We start from the raw sequence: 26,348 nt of genomic DNA, 5'->3' as shown, positions 1-26,348 counted from the left end.
CTGGCCTCAGGGTTTGGCGAAGCGCAGGGTGACCGGCATGCCTTGGCGCAGCGCGTCGTCGGCGTCGGTGACGATCACCCGCAGGCGGTACACCAGATCGGTGCGCAGATCCGGCGTTTCAACGCTTTTCGGCGTGAATTCCGCGGTCGGCGAGACGAAACCGATCTTGCCGTGGTAAGGCTTGTCGGGGCGGCCGTCGGTGTAGATCTCCAGTTCGGTGCCGGGGACCGCCTGGTTCAGGCTGGTTTCGTTGACGTAGGCGCGCACCCACACCGGCCGGGTCAGCGACAGGGTGAAGACCGTGCCGCCGGCGCCGAGCATGGTGCCCGGCTCCACCGCGCGGGTCAGCACCGTACCGGCGGAAGGGGAGACCAGCGTGGCGTCTTGCAGGTTCAACTGCGCCTGTGCCAGCGCCGCCTCGCTCTGCGCCACGTCGGCCTTGGCCTGTTCGATTTCTTGCGGGCGGTTGCCGCTGAGGTATTGCGACAGCTTGTCTTTCGCCGCCTGCAGGTTGGCCTGCGCCTGATTGCGGGCGGTGCGCGCATCCTCCAGCGCGTCGGCGGAGGTGGCGTTTTTCGCCCACAGCCCCTGCTGGCGTTTCAGGAAGCTGTCGGCGTAGGCGAAGGCGGACTGGCGCTGCGCCATTTCCGACCGTACCTGGGCGATCTCTTCGCTGCGGTAGCCGGCCTGCAGCAGCGACAGCTTGGCGCGCGCGCTGCCGACGTTGGCTTCGGCCTGCTGCAGCGCGTTGCGGTAGGGCGCGTCGTCCAGTTTGCCGAGCAGCTGGCCCGGCTGAACGGCATCGCCTTCATCCACCGTCAGCGACGCCAGGCGGCCATCGACGCGAAAGCCGAGGTTCACCGTGCGGATGTCGACGTTGCCGTACAGCGTCAGCGGCTTATCCTGCTGTTGTTGGTAATGCCATACCCCGTAAGCGGCGGCCGCGATCAGCAGAATTAACAACACGATCAAGGCACTGCGTTTTTTGTTCATAACACTCCCTGCCTGAATTTACGCGCCGTGACGTTGGCGCAGCCCGGTAACCAGAATCTCAATATGTTCGCTCAGCACGGCGCCGATCTGCGCCGCTTCGTCCTCGCCAATGGCTTGCCAGCCGGCCTGGCGGCGGATGGTTTCGCGCGCCACGCGAAACGACAGCACCTCGCCGATCAGCGCATGGGTATGCAGCACGAGGCGGGTCGCCTGGTCGTCGATGCCGGTCGCGGCCGCCAGCAGGCGGCATAGCCGCGCGTGCATCGGCGCGATCACCTGGCTGTGGATCAGCGGGTAGGCCTCGGTCGGGGCGAGTTGTTCGCGCGACATGATTTTGCTCAGGTTCAGCGTGTGCGGCTGGGTCATCAGTTCGCTGAAGGCCAGCAGGCCACGCTGCAGCAAACGCAGCGCCGCGTCGGGTGAGCGCTGCGCGGCGGACTGTTGCCAGAAGCGATCGACCTCCTCGGCCAGCGGGGCGAACGCCTGCTGGATGAAATCGGCGAGCGACTGCGCCACGGCCAGGTACAGCCCCTCTTTGGAGTTGAAGTAATAGGTGATGGCGGCGATATTTTGGCCGGCGCGTTGGGCGATGTCGCGGGTGGTGGCGCCTTCCAGGCCGCATTCGCCGAACAGTTCGGTCGCCGCGGCGAGCAGCTGCCGGCGCGTTTGCTCGCCGCGCGCTCGGCCGGCGGCCTGATGAGGGACGGAAGCTGGCATGGGGCACGCATAAAGTTAATCAATCATATGATTAACTTTATGCCAGATTGTTTAAAACGCAACCGCTAATCACAATGAGTTATGTGATCGGCTTCAGACAATGCTGAATTTACGGCAGATTGTGCTCTGGGTGCGTAAAAGTGCTTTTTATTGCGCGACTTCTGTTACAATCGCCGCCTGGTGCACTGCAGTTTGTGCCAATCCCTCGTGGTCATGCTTAATGCCCCGTCTGATCATCCTCCCAGGAAACTGCACCGAACACCGTTAGGTTAGGGGGGATCTGGAGTTTTTCTCTTTATGTCATTTGAAACCCTCGGCTTAAGTGCTGAAATTGTGCGCGCTGTTGAAGAACAGGGCTATCGCGAACCGACGCCAATTCAGCGTCAGGCTATCCCTGTCGTGCTGGAAGGTCGTGACCTGATGGCCAGCGCCCAGACCGGCACCGGTAAAACCGCCGGTTTTACCCTGCCGCTGTTGCAGCTGCTGAGCAAGCATGACCATCCGGTCAAGGGCCGTCGCCCGGTACGCGCGCTGATCCTGACGCCAACCCGTGAGCTGGCGGCGCAGATCGGCGAAAACGTCGATGCCTACAGCAAACACCTGCGCCTGCGTTCGCTGGTGGTGTTTGGCGGCGTGAGCATCAACCCGCAGATGATGAAGCTGCGCGGCGGCGTCGATATCCTGGTGGCAACGCCGGGCCGTCTGCTGGATTTGGAACATCAGAACGCGGTTGACCTGTCCAAAATCGAAATTCTGGTGCTGGACGAAGCGGACCGCATGCTGGACATGGGCTTTATCCACGACATCCGCCGCGTGCTGGCCAAGCTGCCGGCCAAGCGTCAGAACCTGCTGTTCTCCGCGACCTTCTCCGACGACATCAAGGCGCTGGCCAACAAGCTGCTGCACAACCCGGCTTCGGTAGAAGTGGCGCGCCGCAACACCGCGTCTGAGCAGATCGAGCAGAGCGTGCACTTCGTCGACAAGAAGCGTAAGCGGGAACTGCTGTCGCAGATGATCGGCGAAGGCGACTGGAAACAGGTGCTGGTGTTTACCCGCACCAAGCACGGCGCCAACCACCTGGCGGAGCAGCTGAACAAAGACGGCATCACCGCAGCGGCGATCCACGGCAACAAGAGCCAGGGCGCCCGTACCCGTGCGCTGGCCGACTTCAAAGACGGCCGCATCCGCGTGCTGGTGGCGACCGACATCGCGGCGCGCGGCCTGGATATCGACCAGCTGCCGCACGTGGTGAACTACGAGCTGCCTAACGTGCCGGAAGACTACGTGCACCGCATCGGCCGTACCGGCCGTGCGGAGCGCACCGGCGAAGCTATCTCGCTGGTGTGCGTGGATGAGCACAAGCTGCTGCGCGACATCGAGCGTCTGCTGAAGCGTGAAATTCCACGCATCGCACTGCCGGGCTACGAGCCGGATCCGACCATCAAGGCCGAGCCGATCATCAACGGCCGCCAGGGTGGCGGACGCGGCGCCCCGCGCGGCAACGGCGGTGGCCAGCGTTCCGGTAACGGCGGCGGTCAGCGCAGCGGCAACGCGAACGGCGGCCAGCGTGAAAACCGCGGCAACGGTAACGCCCGCCCGCAGGGTGATGGCCAGCGCCGTTCCGGCGCACCGGCTTCGCGTCGCCCACGCAACCGCAAACCGGCTGAATAAGCCTGATTGCTCAAAGAGTAAGCCGCCGATACGGGCGGCTTTTTTTTTGCCTGGCGGAACGGCATTTTCGTACTAGGCTGGACGGTGGCTAACCCTACATTCCAGGAGACGGAGATGAAATTGAAGTGCGCAATTCTCGATGATTACCAGCAGGTGGCGCTCAAGATGGCGGACTGGTCGGCGCTGGCCGATCGGGTGGAGGTGTCCGCCATCAGCGCGCACTTTACCGATGAGACGGAGCTGGCGGTGCATCTGCAGGAGTGCGACATTCTGGTCATCATGCGCGAGCGCACGCCGATGACCGCCTCGCTGTTGGCGCGGCTGCCGAAGCTGAAGCTGCTGATCACCTCCGGCATGCGCAACGCTTCTATCGATTTGGCTGCCGCCGCCGAGCGCGGCGTAGTGGTATGCGGCACCAGCAGTGGGTCGGCGGCGCCGATGGAGCTGACCTGGGCGCTGCTGCTCGGGTTGGCGAAGCATATCGTGCCGGAAAGCGTCGGGCTGAAAAACAACGGCCCGTGGCAGCGGGATCTCGGCGTCACCCTGCAGGGGAAAACGCTGGGGCTGCTGGGGCTGGGCAAGATCGGCGGCCAGATGGCCCGGGTGGCGCAGGCGTTCGGCATGCGGGTGTTGGCCTGGAGCCAGAACCTGACGGCGGAACGGGCGGCGCAGGAGGGGGCCCTACTGGCGCCGTCCAAACGGGCGCTGTTCGAGCAGAGCGATTTTGTCTCTATCCACCTGGTGCTGAGCGATCGCAGCCGCGGGCTGGTGGGGCGCGACGAATTGACGGCGATGAAGCCCACTGCTTATCTGATCAACACCTCGCGTGCGGCGATCGTCGATCGGGCGGCGTTGGTGGACGTGCTGCAACAGCGGAAGATCGCCGGCGCCGGGCTGGACGTGTTCGAGACGGAGCCGCTGCCGGCCGACGATGCGTTTCGTCAGCTGCCCAACGTGCTGGCGACGCCGCACGTGGGCTACGTGGCGGACGACAACTACCGCGCCTATTTCACCGAGGCGGTCGAGGACATTGCGGCGTTCCTCGCCGGCCAACCGATCCGCCGGCTGGGCTGACGGCGCTTTTAATGCCCGCAGAGGCTTGTCTGGCGCGGGCATTCACCCGTATCATTGCGGGTCTTTTTTTAGCTGGGATTGGTCATGCGCGTATTATTGGCTCCGATGGAGGGCGTTCTCGATTCTTTGGTGCGTGAGTTGCTCACCGACGTGAACGACTACGATCTGTGCATCACCGAATTTTTGCGCGTGGTCGATCAGCTGCTGCCGGCCAAATCGTTCTACCGGCTGTGCCCGGAACTGCGCTACGCCAGCCGCACGCCGTCGGGCACGCTGGTGCGCGTACAGCTGCTGGGGCAGTACCCGCAGTGGCTGGCGGAGAACGCCGCACGCGCGGTGGAATTGGGCTCTTACGGCGTCGATCTCAACTGTGGCTGCCCGTCCAAGCTGGTGAACGGCAGCGGCGGCGGGGCGACGCTGCTCAAAGATCCGGAGTTGATCTACCAGGGCGCCAAAGCGATGCGCGCGGCGGTGCCGGCCCATCTGCCGGTCACGGTGAAGGTGCGCCTGGGCTGGGACTCCTTCAGCCGCAGTTTTGAAATCGCCGATGCGGTGCAGCAGGCGGGCGCCAGCGAGCTGACGGTGCACGGCCGCACCAAAGAGGACGGCTACAAGGCGGATCGCATCAACTGGGCGGCGATCGGCGAGATCCGTCAACGGCTGAGCATCCCGGTGATCGCCAACGGCGAGATCTGGGATTACCAGAGCGCGCAGGATTGCCTGCAGGCGACCGGCTGTGACGCCATCATGCTGGGGCGCGGCGCGCTCAACGTGCCAAACCTGAGCCGGGTGGTGAAGTACAACGAACCGCGCATGCCCTGGCCGCAGGTGGTTGAGCTGCTGCAAAAATACGTCCATCTGGAAAAGCAGGGCGACACCGGCCTGTATCATGTGGCGCGCATCAAACAGTGGCTGGGTTATTTGCGCAAAGAATATGACGAAGCCACCGAACTGTTCAGCGAAATACGCGCGCTGACGACGTCAGGGGATATTGCGCGCGTCATCTGCCGTAGCTAAAAATAAACCCGCACGCGGCGGGTTTATTTAAATCGGTATTATCAGGCGGCTTTGTCGAGACGGTTCAATTCTATCTCGATATCCTGAATGGTTTTTTCCAGCCCTTCCAGGCAGGCACCCTGTTTATTCAACAGGTCGTTAATGGCTTCGGCGAATGCCTTATTTTTGCATTCCCCCTGATCGAAGGCCAGCCAGTGTGCGGAGAGCGTTTCGGTGTTCGACTGCGCATAGTGGCGCATTTCCTTCAGCTGGGAAGCGACGTTGCGTAAATTATCCAGCTGCGCCTGTGCGTTTGCATTGTTGCTCATGAATTTCTCCTTGAGTTGGCCGTTAAATAATTTCGACTGCGGGATTAAGCTTACCCCATCTAAATAAAAATATCATCCTTGGTGGCCCAGGTGGTTATTTTTTTAATGAATACGGATATATTTATTTCTCGGCTGAACAAGGACTTGGAAGGAATTGTAAAAATAGATAAATACGGTTTTTTGGGCGGTTATTTACGGCCATTCCATGAGGAATGACCGTTATTCTAACGCTTAAGAGTGATGCTTATTATGCCGCGTCCGCCAGCATAAACATGCCGTAGGGGTGAATTTCCAGATAATACTGTTCGCCGACGTTGGGCTGCAGGCGAGTGGCGTTAACCTGCAGCAAAATCTGCTGCCCATGCCACGCCACCGTGACCTCATACTGCGGCCCCATGTAGGCGACATGCTGGATCACGCAGCGCTGGCTTTCCTCGCCGTGCTCGCTCAGCGTGATCGCTTCCGGCCGCACGCCCACCGTGCCGGCGCCTTTGGTGGCAAAGTGCGCGGGGCGCGGCAGGCGATAGCCGCTGATATCGACATAGTCCGCGCTGAAGCCGGCCGGGAACAGGTTGGCGTCCCCCATAAAGCTCGCCATAAAGCGCGACGCCGGCTGCCGATAGAGATCCTGCGGCGAGCCTATCTGCATGATATGCCCCTTGTTCATCACCAGCACGGTGTCTGAGACCGCGAAAGCCTCGCTCTGATCGTGGGTGACGTACAGCGACGTGATATCAAACTGCTTTTGCAGCTCGCGGATCTTTTCGCGCATGCTGCGGCGCAGGTTGGCGTCGAGGTTGCTCAGCGGCTCGTCAAACAGCAGCACTTTCGGCTTGAGGATCAGCGCGCGCGCCAGCGCCACGCGCTGCTGTTGGCCGCCGGAGATCTGATCGACATAGCGATCGTCGAACCCCGCCAGATCCACCATCGCCAGCGCTTCCTGCACGCGCGCTTTCACTTCGGTGCGGGGGATGCCGAGCATCTTCAGCCCATAGCCGACGTTTTCTCCCAGCGACATGTGCGGGAACAGGGCATAAGACTGAAACACCATGCAGATGTCACGCTGCTGGATGGAACGATGGGTAACGTCTTCACCATCAATGAATATTTGCCCGTCGCTCGGTTTCTCCAGCCCGGCGACCAGGCGCAAAATGGTGGTCTTGCCGCAGCCGGAAGGGCCGAGCAGCGTCACCATCTGCCCCCGAGGGATGGTGAGCGTGATGTTATCGATCACCGTGTTGCTGCCGAACCGTTTGGAGACGTTGCGCAGTTCAACGAAATTTTTCTGGCTCATCATGGGCTCCATTACGCCTGGTTTTTGGCTTTTGAACGGGAGATGCGTGCCTCGCCGATCAGCCAGTCAAAGAGGAAAATAATCGCCAGCATCACCACGATCAGAATTGAACCGTAGGCGATCGCCACGCCGTATTCGCCGTCTTCCACGCGGTTGAGGATGTAGGCGGTGGCCACGCGGGTATCGGGCGTCACCAGGAAAACGATGGCGCTGACGGTGGTGATGGCGCGCACGAAGCTGTAGATCAGCGCCGACAGGATCGCCGGGCGCAGCAGCGGCAGCAGGATGTGCGTAATGGTGCGCAGCGAGCCGGCGCGTAGGCTGAGCGAGGCTTCGTCCAGCGATTTGTCTATCTGGCCCAGCCCGGCGATCCCGGCGCGAATGCCCACCGGCACGTTGCGCATCACCATCGAGATAATCACGATGGCGGCCGTCCCGGTGAGGTACACCGGTGCGCTGTTGAAGGCGAGAATGTAAGAGACGCCCGCCACGGTGCCCGGCACCGCAAAGCACAGCATGGTGGTGAACTCGATGGTCTTTTTGCCCCTGAACTGCTGGCGCACCACGATCCAGGCGATCAGCAGGCCGAAGGCGGCGGTGATCGGCGCGGCGATCCCGGCGTACAGCAGGGTGTCGAGCAGCGAAGGCCACGCGCCGTCGCTCATGCCCTGGCCGAACAGCTTGATGAAGTTATCCAGCGTCAGCGTGTAATCCACCCCCCAGTTGACGGTGAAGCTGCCGTAGAAAATGCTGCCGTAGAGCAGGGCGTTAAAGGCTACCCACACCGCCAGCAACGCGATCACGCCCCACACCAGCGTGACCGGCAGCGGCTGTACGTCGCCGCGATAGGATTTGCCGGACACGGTGACGTAGGAACGCTTGCCGATCCACAGGTACTGGATGCAGAACACCAGCAGCGAGAACAGCAGCAGGAAGGCGCCGAGGGTGCTGGCGGCCTGATAGTCGAGCTGCGAGCCGGTGATGTAGAAATAGATTTGCGTCGCCAGCACGTCGAAGTTGCCGCCGAGCACCAGCGGGTTGCTGAAGTCGGCCAGCGATTGCACCACCACGATCAGAAACGCGTTGGCCAGCGCCGGTTTCAGCAGCGGCACGAACACGCCGTTAAAGGTTTGCCAACGGCTGGCGCGCAGGGTGTAGGAGGCTTCTTCCAGCGAAGGATGAATGGTCTTGATCGCGCCGTCGAGGATCATGAACGCCATCGGCGTGAACGCCAGCACCTGCGCCAGCCAGATGCCGGTAAAGCCGTACAGCCAGTTGGTGTTGGTCAGGCCGAACCAGGCCACCATCCACTCGGTGACGTAGCCGGAGCGCCCCATCATCAACGTGACGCCCAGGCCGACGACGAACGGCGGCGTGACGATGGGCAGGATGGAGAAGATGCGGCCGATAATGGCGCTGCGCTTGGCGATGCGGGTGGTGTAAATCGCCAGCACCAGGCCGAAGAAGGTGCAGCCGGCGCCCACCGCGATCGACAGGGCGATGGAGTTGAGGATCACCTGAACGATATGCGCCTGCGACAGCACGTTCATAAACGCCAGCGGCGCGAATGCCCCCGCCTGGTCGGTGAACATCGGAATGAAAATCGCGATGCTCGGCCAGACGATGAAGACGCCGATCAGCGCCACGATGGTGACCAGCGCACCGATAACGAAACGGTCGCCGCCCAGCCATTCGAGGCGGGTCAGCGCCAGCGTCATGATGGCGCCCAGCGCGGTCAATTGCACCAGAGTGGCGTAGCCTAGACCGCGCCCCGCCACCGTGGCGCTGACGACGATAAAGGCCATGCACAGCAGCGCCCAGCCGGCATCGAACGCGTGGCGCCGCCGCCGTTCACCGCCCGCCGGGGCGTAAGGGCGAAGCAGCAGCAGGCTCGGCAACAGGCACCATAGCCAGCTGACATTGCGGTGTGACCAGCCGTAGGCCGCGAGGATTTCATCGCCGGTGGACTCCAGCAGGCCGTAATCCAGGCTCCAGCTCGGCAGCAGGGCGAACGCCAGCCAGCCAAGCAAGACCCAAAGGAATATCGCATCTCGTTTTTTCACGAGATGGAGTGCATGTGTATGTGACATAAGTTTCCCGGATGTTCAGGCCGGGTAAGGCGTGAGGCTTACCCGGCAACAGGCGCAGAATGTGGGCTTATTTACCCATCTTGACTTCGCTGACCCATTTATTGATCAGCGCCTTGCGGACCTCGGTCGAGCCGTACTTGTCCATGTCGTAGTTGATCAGCTTCAGGTCGTCGAGCTTCAGCGAGTTCGGCGAGGTAGCGGCGGTGGTGTTGGTCAGGATCTGATAGGACTTGCCTTTCTGCCATGCCAGTTCCTGCGCCTCTTTCGACAGCACCCAATCCACAAACAGCTTGGCGTTGTCGAGGTTACGTGCGCCTTTGAGGATGCTGACGCCGCCGATTTCGTAGCCGGTGCCTTCACACGGCGAGATCAGCTCAAGCGGCGCGCCCTGTTCTTTTTCGAGTGAGTAGTCATGCAGGAAACCGATGCCGATCGCCGTTTCACCGCGGGCGGCGTTGCGCGCCGGGGCAATGCCGGACTTGGTGTACTGCGAGACGTTGGCGTTCAGCTGCTTGAGGTAATCGAAGGCCTGATCGTCTCCCCACAGCTGGGCAAAGGTCGCCAGCGCGGTATAGGCGGTGCCGGAGCTCTGCGGATCGGCGATTTGAATCTCGCCTTTGTATTCCGGTTTGGTCAGGTCTTTCCAGCACTTGGGCACCGGCAGGTTTTTCTCTTTCAGGCGCTGGGTATTGACGCCGAAGCCGAGAATGCCGACGTAGACCGCCGAGGAGTAGTTGCCTTTCAGCTTCGCCGGGTCGCGGAATTGTTGCATCACCTGTTCGAGGTTCGGCGATTTGTAGGGCTGCAGCAGCCCCATTTCACCGGCCTGGGATTGCGGATCGAGCGTGCCGCCGTACCAGACGTCCGCCTGCGGGTTTTTCTTCTCGGCGTCCACTTTCGCCAGCGTGCTGCCGGAGCCGTTGCGGATGAACGAGGTTTTCACGTCATATTTCTCGCCGAAGGCTTTGGTCTCCGCTTCGCACATTTCATTGGTGGCGCTGCAGTAAACCACCAGGCGGCCCTTGGCGTGCGCGGCGCCGCTCAGCGTGGCCAGCGCGATGCCGGAAGCTATCAGAGTCGTGACCCACATTTTTTTCATTGTTTTATCCTTCTCTCGGTAGAGGTGGCGACGCTCGCCATCAGCAGCGGCATCAGCAATAAACCCATAAGAACGGCGGCGATCGACAGCAAACTGAACATGCCTGACCAGCCGTAGCCTTCGATGACCTGCGACAGCGGCCAGCCCGCCAGCGCTGCCCCCAGGTAGGCGAACAGGCCGAGAAAACCGGTGATGGAGCCCGCTGCGCCTTTGTGCCCGCATTCCACGGCGGCGAGGCCAATCAGCATCTGCGGGCCGAAGACAAAAAAGCCCACCGTAAAGAAACAGCCCGCCAGCAGCGCGTAGTGATGCACCGGCGCCAGCCACAGCGCGGCGACGGAAACCATCAGCCCGAGCGTGAACAGCAAAATCATCGGCGCGCGCTGCCCGCCGAACAGCACATCCGAACCCCAGCCGGCGAACAGCGCGCCGAGCAGGCCGCCTATCTCGAACAGCATCACCGTGGCGTTGGCGCTGAGCAGGTTGACGCCGTGGCTTTCGGTCAGCCAGAGATTGCCCCAGTCGTTCAACGCGATGCGGATCAGGTAGACCAGCACGTAAGAGACGCCGAGCAGCCAGATCATCGGGTTCTTCAGCATCGTGGTGCGCAACATCTGCCACAGCCCCATCGGCGGGCTTTGCTGTTCCTGGCGCAGCTCCAGCGGATCGTGGCGCCACTGGCCGACCGACGGCAGGCCTTCTTCCTGCGGCGTGCCTGTCAGCTGCTGCGTGAGCCAGAGGCCCAACACCATGCTGACGGCGCCCGGGAGCAGCATCGCCGCCTGCCAGCCCCAGCGCTGGGCAGCGAAGGCGCTGATCAGCGGCACGATCGCGCCGCCGAGGTTGATCGACATGTTCCAGCAGCCCCACCAGAAGCCGCGCTCGTTGCGCGAATACCAGTGGGTCAGCAGCCGCGCGCAGGGCGGCCAGCCCCAGCCCTGAAAGAAGCCGTTCAGCGCCCAGACCGCCAGCAGCAGCGTCAGCGATTCGCCGAAGGCAAACGCCACGTTCAGCAAGCCGGTGGCGAACAGGCCGATCCCCATAAACCTGCGCTGCCCGTGGCCGTCGTGCCACAGCCCGGCGGCGAATTTCGACAGGCCGTAGCTCAGGTAAAACAGCGAGCCGAGCAGGCCGATGTCCCCTTTATCCAGGCCCAAATCCGTTTGCAGCGCTGGCAGCACGTAATTCACGCTTTTGCGCGTCAGGTAAAAGGCGGCGTACCCGATGACCATGTACAGCAGCAGTCGCGGGCGCAGCGCGCGGTAACGATGATCGATTTCAGATGCCGAGCGTGCCTGCATAGCCGCCTCCCTGGTGGTGACTATAAGAAGGTGAAAGGGAAAGGGGATGAGATAAAGTCCGGAGTGGCTAAGACTTTTTCCTAGTTAGTCGGCGGTTTGTTGCAAATTTGTGGGCAGGTTAACAATTACCCGCGTGCCGCACTGCGTTTCCAGCGTCAGCTCGCCGCCCAGCGCGCTGACCCGCTCGCGCATCCCCTGAATGCCGAGGCCGGGCACCTTGTCCGCATGGATGCCGATGCCGTTGTCCCGTACCTCGAGGTGCAAAAGCGGCCCCTGTTGATACAAGACGATGGCGACTTCGCTGGCCTCGGCGTGTTTGCACACGTTGTTGAGCAGCTCTTGCAGCAGGCGGTAGAGGGTGAAGCGCACCGTTTCGCCGGCGGGCGTGTCGCTCAGCCGGTAATCGAAACGGCAGTGGATGCCCCGTTCGACAAAGGCGAATTCGCTCAGCAGGTGGTGAAGCGCCTCTTTGAACGCCAGCTCGTCCAGCGCGGGCGGCCGAAGTTGGCGCAGCAGCTGGCGCGTGGAGTGATGAATGCGCCGGGCGAGCTCGCCTATCTGGTGCGCGGCGGCCTGGGTTTGCGCCGGATCGTGCGCCCGTTTGACCAGCTGCGACTGGATTTGAATCGCGGTGATGTTCTGGCCGATTTCATCGTGCAGCTCGCGCGCCAGGTTTTTCCGCGTGTCTTCTTCGGTGTGGATCAGTTTTTCGGTCAGTGCCCGCCGCGCCGCCAGCTCTTCTTCCAGGCGACGCTGATAGTGGTGCAGGTTTTGCGCCAGGTGCTGCTGGCGGCTGATGGCGATGCCCAGGCCGATGCCGAGCAGCGCCTGCGTCGCCAGAAAGATTTCCAGCTCGACCAGGTTGCCGAACCCCACGCCGACCTGCCGGGCGAGGGTGATCATCATGCTGCCGAGCAGGCCGGACAGCACGCCGCCCTGCCAGCCGAACTTCCACGCCATCACCACGTTCGGCAGAAACACCACGATCAGCAGCAGGCGCTCGATTTCCGGCGACAGCACCATCTGCGTGCCGATACCGATAACGAAGAACAGGCTGCACCAGATGATTAAGGACGCGCGCAGCGGCGGGTTGGGGGTGTCCAGCCCCAGCAGGTGGTAACGGTGCTGCTGGCGCAGAAATTCAAAGATCAGATAGACGAACGGGGTCAGCAAGACGCCGCCGGTAAACGACGCCAGGCCAAGCAGCATCGCCGGGCTTGGCACAAACGGCGAAAGCAGGGCGGTGTTGAGCAGCGAGGCGGCGGTCACCGCAGCCAGCAGCAGCGTCAGCCGCTGCCAGTAGAGCGGAAAACGGTGCCAAAGTCGTTGCGCGACCGCAGCCGGAAACAGGGTGATAAACGGCGTGGCCAGCAGGCCGTAGCCGCTCAGCAGGCGTTCGCCGTGCAGCCATAACAGCAGCAGGATCGGCGGCACGATCAAGGCGGGCCAATAGCGACGCGCCAGCAGGATCAGTAGCGCGAGATAGACGCCGTGCGGCAGAAACAGCGCCGCCTGGTTACCGTTGCGGGTCAGATAGAAACCGAGCGTCCACAGCATCAGCCAGCCGCTGCCCCAGGCCAACAGGATAAACAGCGAGATAACCCAGGGCCGGAAGCGGGGCGACATCAATGCCCCGCCAGCAGCTGATGGTCGAGGGCGAAATGCACCAGCTCGATGGTGGTGTTGCACTGCAGCTTGCCCAGGACGTTGGCGCGATGCACGTGCACCGTTTTATGGCTGAGATCGAGCTTGAAAGCGATCTCCTTTACGCTGTCGCCTTTGACCAGCAGATCGAAGATTTCACGCTCGCGCGGGGTCAGCACTTCCAGCGCGGTGGCCGGCTGCTCGCCGCCGCGCAGCGCCCGCAGCGCGTCGGCGCACAGGTAATGGCCGCCCATATCGACGGAACGCACCGCCTGCACCAGCTCTTCCGGCCCGCAGCGTTTGGTCAGATAGCCGCTGGCGCCGGCGTCCAGCGCGCTCTGCACGAAGGTGGGGGAGTCATAGATGCTGAGGATGATCGCGCGGAACTGCGGCTTCTGCACCCGCAGGCGTTTCAACAGGCTCAGGCCGTTTTCATCCGGCATGGCGATGTCCATCACCGCGACGCTGACGTCGTCGCGCAGCAATGCCGGCCAGGCCGCCGCCGCGCTGCTGTATTGCCCCACCACGTCGAGATCGTCCTCGAGGTTGAGCAACTGCGCAAAGCCGGAGCGCACCACCACATGGTCATCCACCAGTATCACACGGATCATTTTTCGCACTCTGTTGCCGAATCATGGCCCTATGATGCCTGCCGCTGCGGTGCTGGCAATCAGCCAAGCGCGGTTATGCAATCGGTGTAACAGAATCGTAATAAAAGGGCGCCGCCGGCGCCCTCAACGATCCAAATCGATGGCGAAATGCTGCCACAGCGCGGCGCGCCGTTCCTCTTCCGAATGCAACGTCGTTTCGTGGCGCTGGTGATCTTCGGTCACGATCAGCTTCATGTCGCTGAGGGTCACCCGGCCGTGGTCCGTCGGCCGTGAACACACCAGGCGCTGGGTGAAATGCGACTGCGGCGAGGTGCTGTGGAAGCGGCACATCTCGTCGAACTCATGCAGCTCGCGCGGCTGAACGGTAAAGCGATACAGGGTTTTGGCATGCGAACGTTGGTCGCCGTTGCGGCGCTCCAGCAGGTAATACTCGCCTTCCCGTTCCAGGTGGAAGGTGCCGCTGGCCTGCGGTTGCGGCTCGGCGACGACGATCTTCAGCGGCGTCAGGAAGGAATCGCCGAAACCGACGTCTACCAGCCAGGCTTGATCTTCCAGATCCACCCGCAGCGCCAGATGGTCGTAGGGCGGGCCGAAATGGCCGTCGCGCGTGCGGATCTCGCCGGAGATGAAGCTCACCTTGAAACCGATCTCGCGCAGCAGCAGAGCGAACAGCGTGTTCAGCTCATAACAGAAACCGCCGCGGTTGCGCTCGACCACCTTGTTGAACAGCGCCTCCGGCGCCAGCCGGATGCCCTGATGATAAATAATGCTCAGATTCTCGAACGGGACGCTCAGCATGTGGCGATGGTGCAGCTGTTGCAACGTGGGGAGGTCAGGGCGGGCGGCGCCGGTAAAGCCGATATGCTGCAGGTAGCGTTGGGTATCCACAGGGTGTCTCGCATGAGAAAAAGTAGGCATAAAATAGCGGGCTTTGCGGCGTTTGTGAGCGCATTACGTGCTGCGCTGTCGCTGCTGCCGCAAACTGTCACTGGTCGGCGCTAGCCTGTTCCCCTGAGTTCAACGTTGCAGGAGAGCGGTTATGCAAGATTTCAAACATCGGGTGGCGCTGGTGACCGGCGCTTCCACCGGCATCGGCGAAGCGATCGCCGCCGAGCTGTTTCGGCGTGGCGCCACGGTGGTGATGACCGGCCGCCACGCCGCGCCTCTCGCCGCAGCCGCCGCGCGGCTCGATCCTGACGGTCGACGGGTGATGACGTTGCGGATGGACGTGCGCGATGCGCCGTCGGTGCAGCAGGGCATTGAAGAGACGGTGCGGCGCTGCGGCGCGCTGCATCTGCTGGTCAACAACGCCGGGATCACCGGCCCGCACGAGGTGGACATCGATCGATACGCGGTCGAAGACTGGCATGAAGTGATCGCCACCTGCCTGAGCGGCACGTTTTTCGGCATGAAGTACGGCCTGCCGGCGATCGTCGCCGGCGGCGGCGGAGCGGTAGTGAACCTCTCTTCTGCCAACGGCGTGGTGGGCATTGCCGGGATTGCGCCTTATACCGCCGCCAAGCATGGCGTGTTGGGCCTGACGCGTTCGGCGGCGCTGGAGTTCGCCACGCGCGGCGTGCGCATCAACGCCGTCGGGCCGGGCTATGTGGATACGCCGGCGATGGGGGCGCTGCCGGCGTCAGCGCGGGCGCAGATGGCCGCTTCGCACCCGCTGGGGAGAATGGCGACGCGAGAAGAGGTGGCGAAAACGGTGGCTTTCCTGCTCTCGGACGACAGCAGTTTCACCACTGGCGCGTTTTACAGCATCGACGGCGGTTATACCGCGCGCTGAGCCAGCGCCTGCAGCCAACTGAGAAACGCCGCTGCGCCGGGTTTTTCCAGCGTGCGCGGTGGGTAAACCACGTAGTAGGGTTTGCTGAGCGGCAGCGCCGGTTCGGCCAGGGTGACCAGCTGGCCTTCCGCCAGTTCACGGGCGATCAGCCGCCGCTGGCCGAGCAGCACCCCGCGCCCTTGCACGGCGGCGTCGATAGCCAGCGAAGTCAGGTTATAGGTCAGCCCGCGCCGCGCCGGCGGCATTCGATCGGCGGCGGTGAACCACTCGTGCCAGCCCGGCAGAAACTGGCTCTCCTTGCCCCAGTCGACGTGGATCAGCGGTAGCTGCGTCCAGTCGCCGCGATCGCGCAGCGCCGGGCTGCACACCGGCTGCACCCGATCCTGAAACAGCCGCACCTTTTCCAGCAGCGGATAGTCCTGATCGCCGAAGCACAGGGCGAAGTCCGCCGCCGAATGGGCGAAATCGACCGCCGCATGGGTCGCGTGCAGCCGCAGATCGCCGTCGGGGCACTGCGCCAGCCAGTCGCCCAGCGCCGGGTTCAGCCACTTGGAGGCCAACGCCGGCAGGGCGAATACCGTCAGCGCCTGTTTGCCGCGCTGGCGCTCGACGTGCTGCTGCGCCACGCGCAGCGTTTCGAACGCCTCCTGCACGTAGGCCAGGTAGTCCGCGCCCTGTTCGGTCAGCGTGACGCCGCTTTTGGCGCGGATGAACAGCGTGATCCCCAGATGTTGCTCCAGCTGGCGGATCTGCTGGCTGACGGCGGCGGCGGTCAGCGCCAGCGTATCCGCCGCGCGGGCCAGGCTGCCGGTGCGGGCGGCGGTTTCGAACGCCAGAATGGCGCTCAGCTTGGGCAAGCGCGCGCGGGACGGTGAGTGCATGGGCAGGGCTATCGCTAAGAATTGGTTAGCTTATCCATAACGTATTTTTGTTATGGCGGCAATGCGCCATTCGCTACAGTGAGAGGCATCCGGCTATCGCACACGAGGGGAATGTCATGCTGCAACTTGCCGATATTATCGATCTGTCCGCCCATCCCATCGACGACGCCGAGTTCCGCGCCCGTTGCCGGCAAACGCTGGAGCGCAGCGGTGCGTTAGTACTGCCGGGATTTCTGCGCGCCGCCGCGCTGGCGACGGTGCGGCTGGAAGGCGCCGAACAGCACCACGCGGCGTTTTATGCCACCAGCAAACACAACGTGTATCTGCGGCCGCAGGACGACGCGCTGCCGGCCGATCATGTGCGCAACCGGCTGGTGGTGTCGTCCAAAGGCTGCATTACCGACGAGGATATTCCGCCGCAGTCGCCGCTGCGTGCGCTGTACGACGCTCCGGCGTTTCGTGCGTTCCTCTGCGCGGTGCTGGATGAGGCGCAGCTGTATCCCTACGCCGATCGGCTGTCGTCGATCAACCTGCATTACGCCCACACCGGCCAGGAGCTGGGCTGGCACTTCGACAATTCGTCGTTCGCCATCACGCTGCTGATCCAGAAACCGGCGGCGGGCGGGCGCTTCGAGTACGTCGAGAACCTGCGCGACGCCGATCGCGGCGAGATGAACTATGCCGGGGTCACGCAGGTGCTGGACGGGGAGCGGGCGGCCAAACGGTTGGCGATGGAGGAGGGGGATTTGGTGCTGTTTCGCGGGCGCAACGCCATGCACCGGGTGACGCCGACCGAAGGCGACATCACGCGCATGCTGGTGGTGCTAGCCTACAATGCGCAGCCGGACGTGATGCTGTCGGAAAGCGCCAGAATGACGTTCTACGGCCGATTATAGCGGATAAAAAAAACCGCCCCGGAGGGCGGTTTGTCGAATCAGTGCGGGTTTTGTTCTTCGTGAGCCTGCTGTTCCAGCTTCACTTCCTGCGCGCGCTTGCGCAGGCCGAACCAGCCCAGCGTCAGCAGCACCGCTAGCACCGGAATGGTGGCGATGGTCCAGGTGCCGTTCGGGTAGTCGAACGCCATCATCACCACCACGATCAGCAGGAACGCCAGCGTCAGCCAGGAGGTGAACGGCGCGCCCGGCATTCTGAACGAGACCGGCTGCGCGCGGCCTTCGCGCACGGCTTTGCGCAGACGCATCTGGCAAACGATGATAAATGCCCAGGAGGCGATGATGCCCAGCGAAGCGATGTTCAACACGATCTCGAACACCTGCGACGGCACCAGATAGTTGAGCACCACGCCGATCACGTAGATGCCGCAGGTGACCAGGATGCCGGCGTAAGGCACCTGCTGGCTGCTCATTTTGGCCATCAGCTTCGGCGCGGAGCCGCCCATCGCCAGCGAGCGCAGGATGCGGCCGGTAGAGTAGAGGCCGGAGTTGAGGCTGGACAGCGCGGCGGTCAACACCACGATGTTCATGATGGTGCCGATATAAGGCACACCCAGCTTGCTGAAGAAGGTGACGAACGGGCTTTGGCCGGCCTGATAGGCGTTCCACGGCAGCAGCAGCACCAACAGCACCACGGAGCCGACGTAGAACAGACCGATACGCCAGATCACGCTGTTGATCGCTTTGGGCATCATTTTGGCCGGATCTTTACACTCGCCGGCGGCGGTGCCGATAAGCTCAATGCCGGCGAAGGCGAAGATCACCCCTTGCACCAGCACCAGTGCCGGCAGCAGGCCGTGCGGGAACATGCCGCCGTTTTCGGTGATCAGGTGCATGCCGGTGGTGTGGCCGGCGACCGGGGTGCCGGTGCCGAGGAACACCACGCCGACAATCAGGAACAGCGCGATGGCGGCGACCTTGATCAGCGCGAACCAGAATTCCATTTCGGCGAACCATTTCACGCCGATCATGTTCATGGTTGCGACGATGCCGAGCGCGCCGAGGGCGAACAGCCATTGCGGCACGTCGGCGAAGGTGCCCCAGTAGTGCATGTACAGCGCTACCGCGGTGATGTCGACGATGCCGGTCATCGCCCAGTTGAGGAAATACATCCAGCCGGCGACGTAAGAGGCTTTCTCACCGAGAAATTCGCGGGCGTAAGAAACGAAGCTGCCGCTGGAAGGGCGATGCAGCACCAGTTCGCCCAGCGCGCGCAGGATGAAGAAAGAGAAGATCCCGCACACCAGATAGACCAGCGCCAGCGCCGGCCCGGCCAGTTCGAGACGGCCGCCGGTACCGAGGAACAAGCCGGTGCCGATCGAACCGCCAATGGCGATCATTTGGATCTGCCGGTTACCCATGCTTTTGTGATAACCGGATTCATGGGAGTCTAGCCAGCGTCGTCTGGCGGCGTGTTTATCGTCCGCCGACTTTTTTTGTGAGTGCATTATCCGTCCTGTTTACCTGTCTATGATGAACTCCGCCCTGAGCTGCAGGGCAAACGATTGCCATCAGCAATCGTAATGAGAATGAGGTCGTAGCATCATTCCGCTGTTTATTGTGTATACAGCTGCCGTTAAATAACGGCGTGGCATGCTACCGTTTCCCGATAAATGTGGCAAAAAAACCTGTGCGCAAAGCGTGAGCAATTGTGTGTGTTTTTTAAACTGAAAACAAAAGCGCATATTATTCAGTAAGATGAGTCTCATTATCAACACGGAAATATCGAACGATAAAAGTGATTGAAATCACAGAATAATAATTACCGTGCAAACTAAAGGGATTTGAAGGTTATTTCGCGTGGGGGCAAAGGCGGGCGGAAAATAAAGCGGTGGCGCCTGCGCGGCGATGGGCGTGCGCAGGCGAATGGGGCGAGGGGGTTTTTTAGGCGGATTCACCGGCCGGCAGAGCCGAAGCCGGCAGGCCGAACAGCTTGTCGAACGCCCAGTTAAACAGGAAGGTGTAGCAAGGAATAATGACGATCAGCGCCATGTCCAGCAGCAGCGCCTGCCACAGCGTGATGCCCATCCACCAGGCGATCAGCGGGATCAGATACGCCACCAGCGTCAGCTGAAAGCCCACTGCGTGCAAAATGCGGCGCTTTAGGGTGCGGGTGCGCGACGCCTGGCGGCTTTCCCACCACTCGAACAGGTAGTTGTAAATGAAGTTCCAGCTGACCGCAATGGTGGTGATCACCACCGCCAGCGGCCCGGTGCTGCTCGGCGCGTGGCCTGACAGCAGCGCCAGCCCCAGCGCCGAGATCGTCATGCCGATAAGTTCATAAGCGGTGACATACACCAGTTTGCGTTTGACGCCTTGCATTGTTTTCTCCCGATCTGTTTTTAGTTGCCTCTGTGGCGACGGCGGCTAAGATAGCGTCAATCACATTGATAGAAAAAGTCAGGAGCTGTCAGTTTTACTGATAGGTTAAACGATGAACTTTTCCAGCGACAATATCGAACTGTTTCTGGCGGTGCTCGATCGCGGTTCGTTTTCCGCCGCCGCCCGCGCGCTACGGCGCGTACCCTCCGCCGTCAGCATGGGCATCGCCAACATGGAGGCGGAACTCGGTTTCGCACTGTTCGATCGCTCGCACCGCGAACCGACGCCGACTGCGCTGGCGTTGGCCCTGGCGCCGCACGCCCGCCTGATCGCCGGGCAGCTCAAGCAGCTGCAGGTGCACGCCATCGAACTTTCCCAGGGGCTGGAAAGCACGCTTTCGATCGGCGTGGCGTCGGACATCAACGGCGCCGGCCTGCTGGCGGCGGTGAAAACGCTGTCGCAGCGTTATCCTCTGCTGAACATCGAAGTGCTCAGCGCGCCGCAGGACGACGTGCTGCATATGCTGCATCAGGGGCGCATTGGCGTCTGCCTGGCGTTCGGCGGGCTGAACATCAACAGCGCGGAGCAGTTCCACTCCGTCGGCGCGGAGTCGCTGGTGGCGATGGTATCGCCGCAGCATCCGGCGCTGGAGGGCGCGGCGGGCGAGCTGTTTCTCGAGGATCTGATCAACGTGCGGCAGATCATGGTGGCCAGCCGCGATCTGCCGATCGGCGATCTGCGCCCGCAGGTGGCGGAGGCCTACTGGCGCACCGACAGCCTGCCGATGGCGCTGAACATGGTGGAAGCGGGCCTGGGGTGGGGCAATTTCCCGCTGTCGCTGGCCGAGCCGCTGCTGGCGCAGGGGCGGCTGGTGCGGCTGAAATTCAAAAATACCAAGAACGAGCTGCGCTTGCCGATGCATCTGATCTGGCTGAAGAGCCGCCCGCTGGACAAGGCGGCGCGCGAGCTGGTCGAGCTGATGCGCGCGGCGCCGCAGGAGAGCTGACGCCAGGCGCGCTGGCTTATTCCGCGTGGCGTTTGCGCCACCAGAAGCGCACCAGCAGGATGGCGGCAATCGCCAGCGCGACAAACAGCAGGCTGGAGAGTTTTTTATTGAAGCCGGTAAAGAAGCTTTCGATCGCCTGGCCGCCAAAATAGCCGAGCATGACGAAGATCGTCGCCCACAGAATGGCGCCGAGGATGTTGAGCGGCACAAAGCGCGACGGCGGCAGGCGGCTGGCGCCGATCAGCACCGGGCCGATGATGCGGAAGCCGTACATAAAGCGCACTCCGATAACGAACAGCATCGGGTGGCGAGCGATCAGCCTTCTGGCGCGCGCGATGCGCTTTTCCTGCCCTTTGAGCCGCGAGATGACCCGGCCTTCGAACCGGCGGCCGGTGAAGTACAGCAGCTGATCCCCCAACGTGCCGCCGAGCGCCACCACCGCTATCACCCACGGCCAGTGCAGCAGCCCTTCGTGGGCGGCGATGCCGCCCAGCAGCGTGATGGTTTCTCCCTCAGCCAGGCAGCCGATAAACAACGCCCAGTAGCCGTAGTCCGTAATGTAGTGGGCCAAATCGGTCATTCCTTACTCCTTATGTGACTGACGCATAAGGGCAAGTATACGCCCGATCGCTAGCCTTGGGCGATCTGGGCCACCAACGCTCTGCGCTGCGCCAGGCTTTCCGCCATTTGTGCCTGTACCTTGGCGTAAATGTGCGGCGGGGCCAGTTCCGGCGTGCCGCCCGTGAACGGCGGGGCCGGGGCGTATTCCAGATAGAGTTGGATCGTTTGGGCAGTGTCTTCGCCGTGCAGTTCGGCGATCAGCGCCAGCGCAAAGTCGATGCCGGCGGTGACGCCGCCGCCGCTGATCACGTTGCCGTCGCGCTCAACGCGTGCAGCGCTGGGTATGGCGCCGAACAGCGCCAGGCTGTCGCGCATCGACCAGTGGCAGGCGGCGCGTTTGCCCGGCAGCAAGCCGGCGGCGGCCAGGATCAGCGAACCGGTGCACACTGAGGTCAGGTAGCGGGCATCGGCGCCCAGCCGCCGGATTTGTCGCATGAACGCTTCATCCTGCAGCGCCTGGGTGCAGCCGCTGCCGCCCGGCACGCACAGCACGTCGCAGCGCGCGATCTCCGGCAGCGGGCGCAGTTGGGTGAAGTGCAAGCCTTCCGATTCGACATCCGCGCCGTCTACCGAAGCGACGACGATTTCCGCGCCCGGCATGTGGCGCAGAAACTGCAGTGGGCCGGTGAAATCGAGCTGGGTGACGCCTTGATAGATGGGAAATACAATCACGAGTGGTTCAGACATGACATTCGCCTCATTTTTATCGTTGGACCTGGGCCATAATAGCCGCCCTGTTTTTGGCTGTTATGACAGATAACCCTCAAAAAGCGCCATCATGAAAACGATCGGTTTTGTGGTTTTTCCCGGTTTCAACCTGCTGGACTTTGCCGGCCCGCTGGCGGCGTTCGATAACGTCAGCCAGTTTACCGATCCGCCGGCCTACCGCTGCGTGGCGATCTCGCCGCAGGGCGGGATGGTCGCCAGCTCGGCCGGGGTGGAGATCGCCACGCAGCCATGCGGCGACGAGCGTTTCGATACGCTGGTGGTGGCCGGCGGCAGCGGCAACGTGATGGCGGCGCAGTCGCCGGCGCTGGTGGCGTTTCTGACGACCCACAGCTGGCGAGCGCGGCGCATCGCCAGCGTGTGCACCGGCGCGTTTATTCTGGCGGCCTGCGGTTTGCTGGACGGTAAACGTGCCACCACCCACTGGTATCATGCGGCGCGGCTGCAGCAGAGTTATCCGCGCATCCGCGTCGACAGCAACCGTATCTTCATTCGCGACGGCGATATCTGGACCTCGGCCGGCATCAGCGCCGGCATCGATCTGGCGCTGGCGTTGATAGAAGACGACCTTGGCGCCACGATGGCGGCGGGCGTAGCGCGGCAGTTGGTGGTCTATCACCGGCGCCCCGGCGGGCAGTCGCAGTACTCGCTGCTGCTGGCGTTGAACCCGTCGTCGGATCGCATGCGCGCCGCGCTGTCGTTCGCGCGCGAGCACTTGCACCTGCCGCTGTTGGTGGCGGATCTGGCCGACGCCGCCTGCCTGAGCGAGCGCCAGTTCGGTCGGCTGTTCCGCGCCGAAACCGGGCAGACGCCGGCCAAGGTGATCGAACAGCTGCGGGTGGAGGCGGCCAGGGTGCGCATCGAAGAGAGCGCCGAGCCGCTGGAGGCGATCGCCCGTTCGGTGGGATTCAGCGATCCGGAGCGCATGAGGCGGGCGTTTATCCGGGTATTTGGCCTGTCGCCGCAGGCGATCCGCCGGCTCGGCCGCGCGGGATAACTTTTTTGCCACGCCTGGCGGCGGGGCACACCAGAGGAGCAACGGATGTATCAGGATTTCGAGAGCGAATTGAACTGGGCGATGCGCCATATGCCGCGCACCCGGGCGGCGGTGGCGGCGTTGCCGGACCTGCACGGGGTGCGGCTGGCGTGCAATATGCACCTGGATCTGAAAATGGCGCCGCTGGTGGCCGGCCTGCTGGACAAGGGCGCGGCGATCTTTCTGACCACCTGCAATCCCACCACGGTGCAGAACGACGTGGTGGCCTGGCTCGAACGACGGGGCGCGCAGGCCTATGCCTGGCGTGACATGAGCGCCGGCGAGTGGTCGGAATCTTTCGACCGCGCGTTGGCCTGGCAGCCGACTCACCTGTGCGAAATGGGGGCGGATTTGACCACCCGTTTGCACCAATCGCCGAACGGCCCGCAGATCGTCGCCGGGCTGGAAGCCACCGGATCGGGCATCAATCGTTTGAACGGCGTGGCGCCGCGCTATCCGATCTTCAACTGGGACGATCTGCCGGTGAAAGAGGGGCTGCACAATCGGCATATGGTTGGGCTGACCGCCTGGCACACCTTCTTCCAGACCACCCATTTGACCCTACACGAAAAGCGCGTGCTGGTGATCGGCTACGGCCTGGTCGGGCAGGGGACGGCGGCGGCGGCCAGGGCTTACGGCGGCCAGGTGATGGTGGCGGAAATCGATCCGGCGCGTGCGCTGCAGGCGCGTTATGACGGCTGGCAGGTGGTGGATTTGGCGAGCGCCGTCGCGCAGGCGGACGTGATCGCCACCGCGACCGGCGCGAAAAACGTGCTCTCGGCGCAGCATCTGCAACAGGCGCAGGACGGCGTGTTTATCCTTAACGTCGGCCACGTGGCGGAAGAGATCGACATCGGCTTCCTCAAGGGCCTGCCGCACCACGAGCCGATGCCTTATGTGAACGCTTACCAACTCAATGAGAAGACGGTCTATTTGCTGGCCAACGGTTCGATGTTCAACCTGACCGCCGGCTACGGCGACAGCCTCAACGCCTTCGACGTGACGCTGGCAGTGATGGCGGCCGGCATTGGCCATATCGTCGGCGCGGGGGCGCGGCAAACGCCGGGGTTGTACTTGCTGCCGCAGTCGGCCTGGCAGCCGGCGCTGTAACTTTTTCTACGCGGGCGTTCATCCTAGAGCGCCCGCGGGCTGCGTCGTTTTTCGGCCGACAGAATTTGTCACAAATCCGCCCTATAATCCCAGTGCCAAGCGCTGAACCCTCACATATAATTCGCTGAGTTCAAGCCCCCATTTCAGAGTAATGCCTGTGAAAATACGTGTTTTGGTTCTGACCCTGCTCGCTTTGCAGGCGGGCGCAGGCTTTGCGCCGCGCGCGCTGGCCAGCGACAACGCCGCCGCTCTGCACGCCACCCAGCCGGAGCTGGCCTCCGGCAGTGCGATGGTCGTCGATATGCAAACCCATAAGGTGATGTACGCGCGTAACCCGGATGAGGTGGTGCCGATCGCCTCGATCACCAAGCTGATGACCGCCATGGTCACGCTGGACGCGCACCTGCCGCTCGACGAGATGCTGGCGGTGGATATCCACCAGACGCCGGAGATGAAAGGGGTGTATTCGCGGGTGCGGCTGAACAGCGAAATCAGCCGTAAGGATATGCTGCTGCTGGCGCTGATGTCGTCGGAAAACCGCGCCGCCGCCAGCCTGGCGCACCACTATCCGGGGGGCTACAACGCCTTCATCAAAGCGATGAACGCCAAGGCCAAGGCGCTGGGCATGACCAATACCCATTATGTGGAACCGACCGGGCTCTCTATCCATAACGTGTCGACGGCGCGCGATCTGACCAAGTTGCTGATCGCCACCAAGCAATACCCGTTGATTGGCCAGCTCAGCACCACCACCGAGCGCATGGCCAGCTTCAAAGATCCGAACTATACGCTGCCGTTCCGCAACACCAACCATCTGGTGTATAACCCGAAATGGAACATTCAGCTGACCAAGACCGGTTTCACCAACCAGGCGGGCCACTGCCTGGCGATGCGTACGGTAATCGGTAACCGCTCGGTGTCGCTGGTGGTGCTGGACGCCTTCGGCAAATATACCCACTTCGCCGACGCCAACCGGCTGCGCAGCTGGATTGAAACCGGCAAGGTGACGCCGATCCCGGCCGCCGCCCGCGACTATCGTCGGCAAAAAGACGCCAGCCTGGCGAAAAACGTCACCGAATGACCCGCCTGGCGGCCTGCTCGTTTGCAGCAGGCCGCTATCGGCCCTCGGGCCGCCTGATGACAAATCCCCGCTCGCGATCGCCGTCGAAACCCGCTTTGAGATAAAGCTGGTGCGCGCCGGTGCGTTGCTGCCCCGACAGCAGCATCACCTTGTAACAGCCCTTGCGCCAGGCCAGCTGCAGCGCGTATTCGATCATCGCGAGCGCCACGCCGTGGCCGCGATAGGGCTCTGCCGTCACCACGTGTTCGATGACGCCGAACGGCTGCGCCTGGTGCGCCAGCCCCGGGATCAGTGCCAGCATGCAGGTGGCGATCGGCTGTTCCTCGTCCGCCGCCACCACCAGACGGATCGCCGGATCGTCCAGCAGGCGTTGCAGGGTGCGGCGCGCGTCGTCGGTGCGCAGCGGCGCATCCTGTGGGCGCAGCTCGCGATACAGAGCCAACAGGCCGTTGAGATCGTCCGGCTGCGCCAGGCGATGAATGATGCTCATGGTTGCTCCTTTCCGCCGCTTCAACGGTAATCCGCTATTCTCCATTAATACCACAACGATTGCCGGAGAGGATGTTATGAGTCAGGTTTCGACTTTTGTCATGTTCCAGGGGGAGGCGCAGCAGGCGATCGACCTCTACAGCCAGGTGTTTGCGCGCTTTCGGCTCATGCAGGTACAGCATTACGACCCGACGCCGGACGGTCGGCGATTGATCAAGCATGCCGCCATCGATTTCGACCGGCAGAATCTGGTGTTTATCGACAGCCCGATCAGCCATGATTTCAGCTTTACCCCGGCGGTGTCGCTGTTCATCAACCTGCCTAACGAAGAGGCGCTGGAGCAGGCTTTCCACCGCCTGGCGGAGGGCGGCAAGGTGCTGATGCCGCTCGACGACTACGGCTTCAGCGCCCGCTTCGGCTGGCTCAACGATCGCTTTGGGCTCTCCTGGCAGCTCAATGTCCCGGCGGGGGATCTGCCCTGAGGCTAAGGGGAGCGTGCAAAAGGCATGGCA

At 62.6% G+C, this 26,348-nt stretch carries 26 protein-coding genes; 10 read left to right on the top strand and 16 right to left on the bottom strand.

What is annotated here, in order from left to right; genetic code table 11:
- Nucleotides 1-6: 6 nt before the first annotated feature.
- The gene (gene hlyD, locus ACUXAC_RS13145; protein WP_049201139.1) at nt 7-993 is read right to left on the bottom strand and encodes a secretion protein HlyD; all 987 of its coding nucleotides are present in this window, start codon (nt 991-993) and stop codon (nt 7-9) included.
- 18 nt (nt 994-1,011) lie between these two features.
- Nucleotides 1,012-1,710: a transcriptional regulator CecR gene (gene cecR, locus ACUXAC_RS13140; protein ID WP_193158810.1), complete on the bottom strand. Its 699-nt coding sequence runs from the start codon at nt 1,708-1,710 to the stop codon at nt 1,012-1,014.
- Between the two features lie 297 nt (nt 1,711-2,007).
- Here cecR and rhlE point away from each other — a divergent pair, with 297 nt between their 5' ends.
- The 3 genes from rhlE (at nt 2,008) to dusC (ending at nt 5,472) form a co-directional block, all read left to right on the top strand.
- Entirely contained in the window at nt 2,008-3,381 is a 1,374-nt protein-coding gene (gene rhlE / locus ACUXAC_RS13135; RefSeq protein WP_216701386.1) for an ATP-dependent RNA helicase RhlE, read from the top strand.
- A 114-nt stretch (nt 3,382-3,495) separates the two neighbouring features.
- On the top strand, nt 3,496-4,455 hold the full coding sequence (locus tag ACUXAC_RS13130; protein WP_060420938.1) for a D-2-hydroxyacid dehydrogenase family protein: 960 nt from the start codon (nt 3,496-3,498) through the stop codon (nt 4,453-4,455).
- Nucleotides 4,456-4,539: 84 nt separating this feature from the next.
- The gene (gene dusC / locus ACUXAC_RS13125) at nt 4,540-5,472 is read left to right on the top strand and encodes a tRNA dihydrouridine(16) synthase DusC (protein WP_454266695.1); all 933 of its coding nucleotides are present in this window, start codon (nt 4,540-4,542) and stop codon (nt 5,470-5,472) included.
- A 41-nt stretch (nt 5,473-5,513) separates the two neighbouring features.
- Here the strand turns inward: dusC and ACUXAC_RS13120 are convergent, their stop codons facing one another.
- From ACUXAC_RS13120 to ACUXAC_RS13085, 8 genes are all read right to left on the bottom strand, one after another.
- Nucleotides 5,514-5,780 (bottom strand): hypothetical protein, encoded by a 267-nt coding sequence (locus ACUXAC_RS13120; protein ID WP_049201133.1) that lies wholly within the window; start codon nt 5,778-5,780, stop codon nt 5,514-5,516.
- Nucleotides 5,781-6,027: 247 nt separating this feature from the next.
- Nucleotides 6,028-7,074, bottom strand: a complete 1,047-nt coding sequence (fbpC, locus tag ACUXAC_RS13115; RefSeq protein ID WP_159317763.1) for a ferric ABC transporter ATP-binding protein — start codon at nt 7,072-7,074, stop codon at nt 6,028-6,030.
- Nucleotides 7,075-7,085: 11 nt separating this feature from the next.
- Nucleotides 7,086-9,164, bottom strand: coding sequence for an ABC transporter permease (locus ACUXAC_RS13110; RefSeq protein ID WP_049270365.1), 2,079 nt, complete (start codon nt 9,162-9,164; stop codon nt 7,086-7,088).
- Nucleotides 9,165-9,231: 67 nt separating this feature from the next.
- Entirely contained in the window at nt 9,232-10,263 is a 1,032-nt protein-coding gene (locus ACUXAC_RS13105; RefSeq protein ID WP_060420945.1) for an ABC transporter substrate-binding protein, read from the bottom strand.
- Nucleotides 10,260-11,588 carry an MFS transporter family glucose-6-phosphate receptor UhpC gene (gene uhpC, locus ACUXAC_RS13100; protein WP_308343074.1) on the bottom strand — a complete coding sequence of 443 codons (1,329 nt, stop codon included), beginning with the start codon at nt 11,586-11,588 and terminating at the stop codon, nt 10,260-10,262. The genes ACUXAC_RS13105 and uhpC overlap by 4 nt, the downstream gene beginning before the upstream one ends.
- A gap of 60 nt (nt 11,589-11,648) precedes the next feature.
- The gene (locus ACUXAC_RS13095) at nt 11,649-13,190 is read right to left on the bottom strand and encodes an MASE1 domain-containing sensor histidine kinase (RefSeq protein ID WP_454266694.1); all 1,542 of its coding nucleotides are present in this window, start codon (nt 13,188-13,190) and stop codon (nt 11,649-11,651) included.
- Nucleotides 13,190-13,819: a response regulator gene (locus tag ACUXAC_RS13090; RefSeq protein ID WP_454266693.1), complete on the bottom strand. Its 630-nt coding sequence runs from the start codon at nt 13,817-13,819 to the stop codon at nt 13,190-13,192. Before ACUXAC_RS13090 ends, ACUXAC_RS13095 begins: the two co-directional genes overlap by 1 nt.
- Nucleotides 13,820-13,942: 123 nt before the next feature.
- Entirely contained in the window at nt 13,943-14,707 is a 765-nt protein-coding gene (locus ACUXAC_RS13085) for an arylamine N-acetyltransferase family protein (protein ID WP_060440478.1), read from the bottom strand.
- Nucleotides 14,708-14,858: 151 nt separating this feature from the next.
- Between ACUXAC_RS13085 and ACUXAC_RS13080 the strand changes: the two genes are divergently transcribed.
- Complete coding sequence (locus ACUXAC_RS13080; RefSeq protein WP_070914076.1) at nt 14,859-15,611, top strand: SDR family NAD(P)-dependent oxidoreductase; 753 nt, start codon at nt 14,859-14,861, stop codon at nt 15,609-15,611.
- Here ACUXAC_RS13080 and ACUXAC_RS13075 read toward each other — a convergent pair.
- Complete coding sequence (locus tag ACUXAC_RS13075; protein ID WP_102984111.1) at nt 15,596-16,492, bottom strand: LysR substrate-binding domain-containing protein; 897 nt, start codon at nt 16,490-16,492, stop codon at nt 15,596-15,598. The two genes, ACUXAC_RS13080 and ACUXAC_RS13075, sit on opposite strands and share 16 nt — an antisense overlap.
- Before the next feature lie 116 nt (nt 16,493-16,608).
- Between ACUXAC_RS13075 and ACUXAC_RS13070 the strand changes: the two genes are divergently transcribed.
- Entirely contained in the window at nt 16,609-17,388 is a 780-nt protein-coding gene (locus ACUXAC_RS13070; RefSeq protein ID WP_225529574.1) for a HalD/BesD family halogenase, read from the top strand.
- Between the two features lie 38 nt (nt 17,389-17,426).
- On the opposite strand, the gene ansP is transcribed toward ACUXAC_RS13070, so the two are convergent.
- A complete protein-coding gene (gene ansP / locus ACUXAC_RS13065) occupies nt 17,427-18,893 on the bottom strand; it encodes an L-asparagine permease (protein ID WP_049201110.1) in 1,467 nt (488 codons plus the stop codon).
- Between the two features lie 436 nt (nt 18,894-19,329).
- Nucleotides 19,330-19,767 carry a PACE efflux transporter gene (locus tag ACUXAC_RS13060; protein ID WP_225529575.1) on the bottom strand — a complete coding sequence of 146 codons (438 nt, stop codon included), beginning with the start codon at nt 19,765-19,767 and terminating at the stop codon, nt 19,330-19,332.
- Between the two features lie 112 nt (nt 19,768-19,879).
- Here ACUXAC_RS13060 and ACUXAC_RS13055 point away from each other — a divergent pair, with 112 nt between their 5' ends.
- Complete coding sequence (locus tag ACUXAC_RS13055) at nt 19,880-20,773, top strand: LysR family transcriptional regulator (protein ID WP_060440473.1); 894 nt, start codon at nt 19,880-19,882, stop codon at nt 20,771-20,773.
- A gap of 16 nt (nt 20,774-20,789) precedes the next feature.
- Here the strand turns inward: ACUXAC_RS13055 and ACUXAC_RS13050 are convergent, their stop codons facing one another.
- Together ACUXAC_RS13050 and ACUXAC_RS13045 are read right to left on the bottom strand one after the other, a co-directional pair.
- Nucleotides 20,790-21,353 carry a DedA family protein gene (locus ACUXAC_RS13050; protein WP_060420973.1) on the bottom strand — a complete coding sequence of 188 codons (564 nt, stop codon included), beginning with the start codon at nt 21,351-21,353 and terminating at the stop codon, nt 20,790-20,792.
- Between the two features lie 50 nt (nt 21,354-21,403).
- Nucleotides 21,404-22,081, bottom strand: coding sequence for a DJ-1/PfpI family protein (locus tag ACUXAC_RS13045; protein ID WP_060420976.1), 678 nt, complete (start codon nt 22,079-22,081; stop codon nt 21,404-21,406).
- Nucleotides 22,082-22,172: 91 nt separating this feature from the next.
- Here ACUXAC_RS13045 and ACUXAC_RS13040 point away from each other — a divergent pair, with 91 nt between their 5' ends.
- The 3 genes from ACUXAC_RS13040 (at nt 22,173) to pbpG (ending at nt 25,347) form a co-directional block, all read left to right on the top strand.
- On the top strand, nt 22,173-23,117 hold the full coding sequence (locus ACUXAC_RS13040) for a GlxA family transcriptional regulator (protein WP_225529577.1): 945 nt from the start codon (nt 22,173-22,175) through the stop codon (nt 23,115-23,117).
- Between the two features lie 45 nt (nt 23,118-23,162).
- Complete coding sequence (locus ACUXAC_RS13035) at nt 23,163-24,266, top strand: adenosylhomocysteinase (RefSeq protein WP_079656304.1); 1,104 nt, start codon at nt 23,163-23,165, stop codon at nt 24,264-24,266.
- 151 nt (nt 24,267-24,417) lie between these two features.
- Entirely contained in the window at nt 24,418-25,347 is a 930-nt protein-coding gene (gene pbpG, locus ACUXAC_RS13030; protein WP_159317767.1) for a D-alanyl-D-alanine endopeptidase, read from the top strand.
- Nucleotides 25,348-25,381: 34 nt separating this feature from the next.
- On the opposite strand, the gene ACUXAC_RS13025 is transcribed toward pbpG, so the two are convergent.
- Complete coding sequence (locus ACUXAC_RS13025) at nt 25,382-25,837, bottom strand: GNAT family N-acetyltransferase (RefSeq protein WP_033637538.1); 456 nt, start codon at nt 25,835-25,837, stop codon at nt 25,382-25,384.
- A gap of 76 nt (nt 25,838-25,913) precedes the next feature.
- On the opposite strand from ACUXAC_RS13025, the gene ACUXAC_RS13020 reads away from it, so the two are divergent.
- Nucleotides 25,914-26,318 (top strand): VOC family protein, encoded by a 405-nt coding sequence (locus tag ACUXAC_RS13020; protein WP_047728359.1) that lies wholly within the window; start codon nt 25,914-25,916, stop codon nt 26,316-26,318.
- The last annotated feature ends 30 nt before the right edge of the window (nt 26,319-26,348 follow it).

This window comes from Serratia sp. 121840015-1, from assembly GCF_053627655.1.
This window is presented reverse-complemented; position numbering and strand designations above follow the sequence as displayed.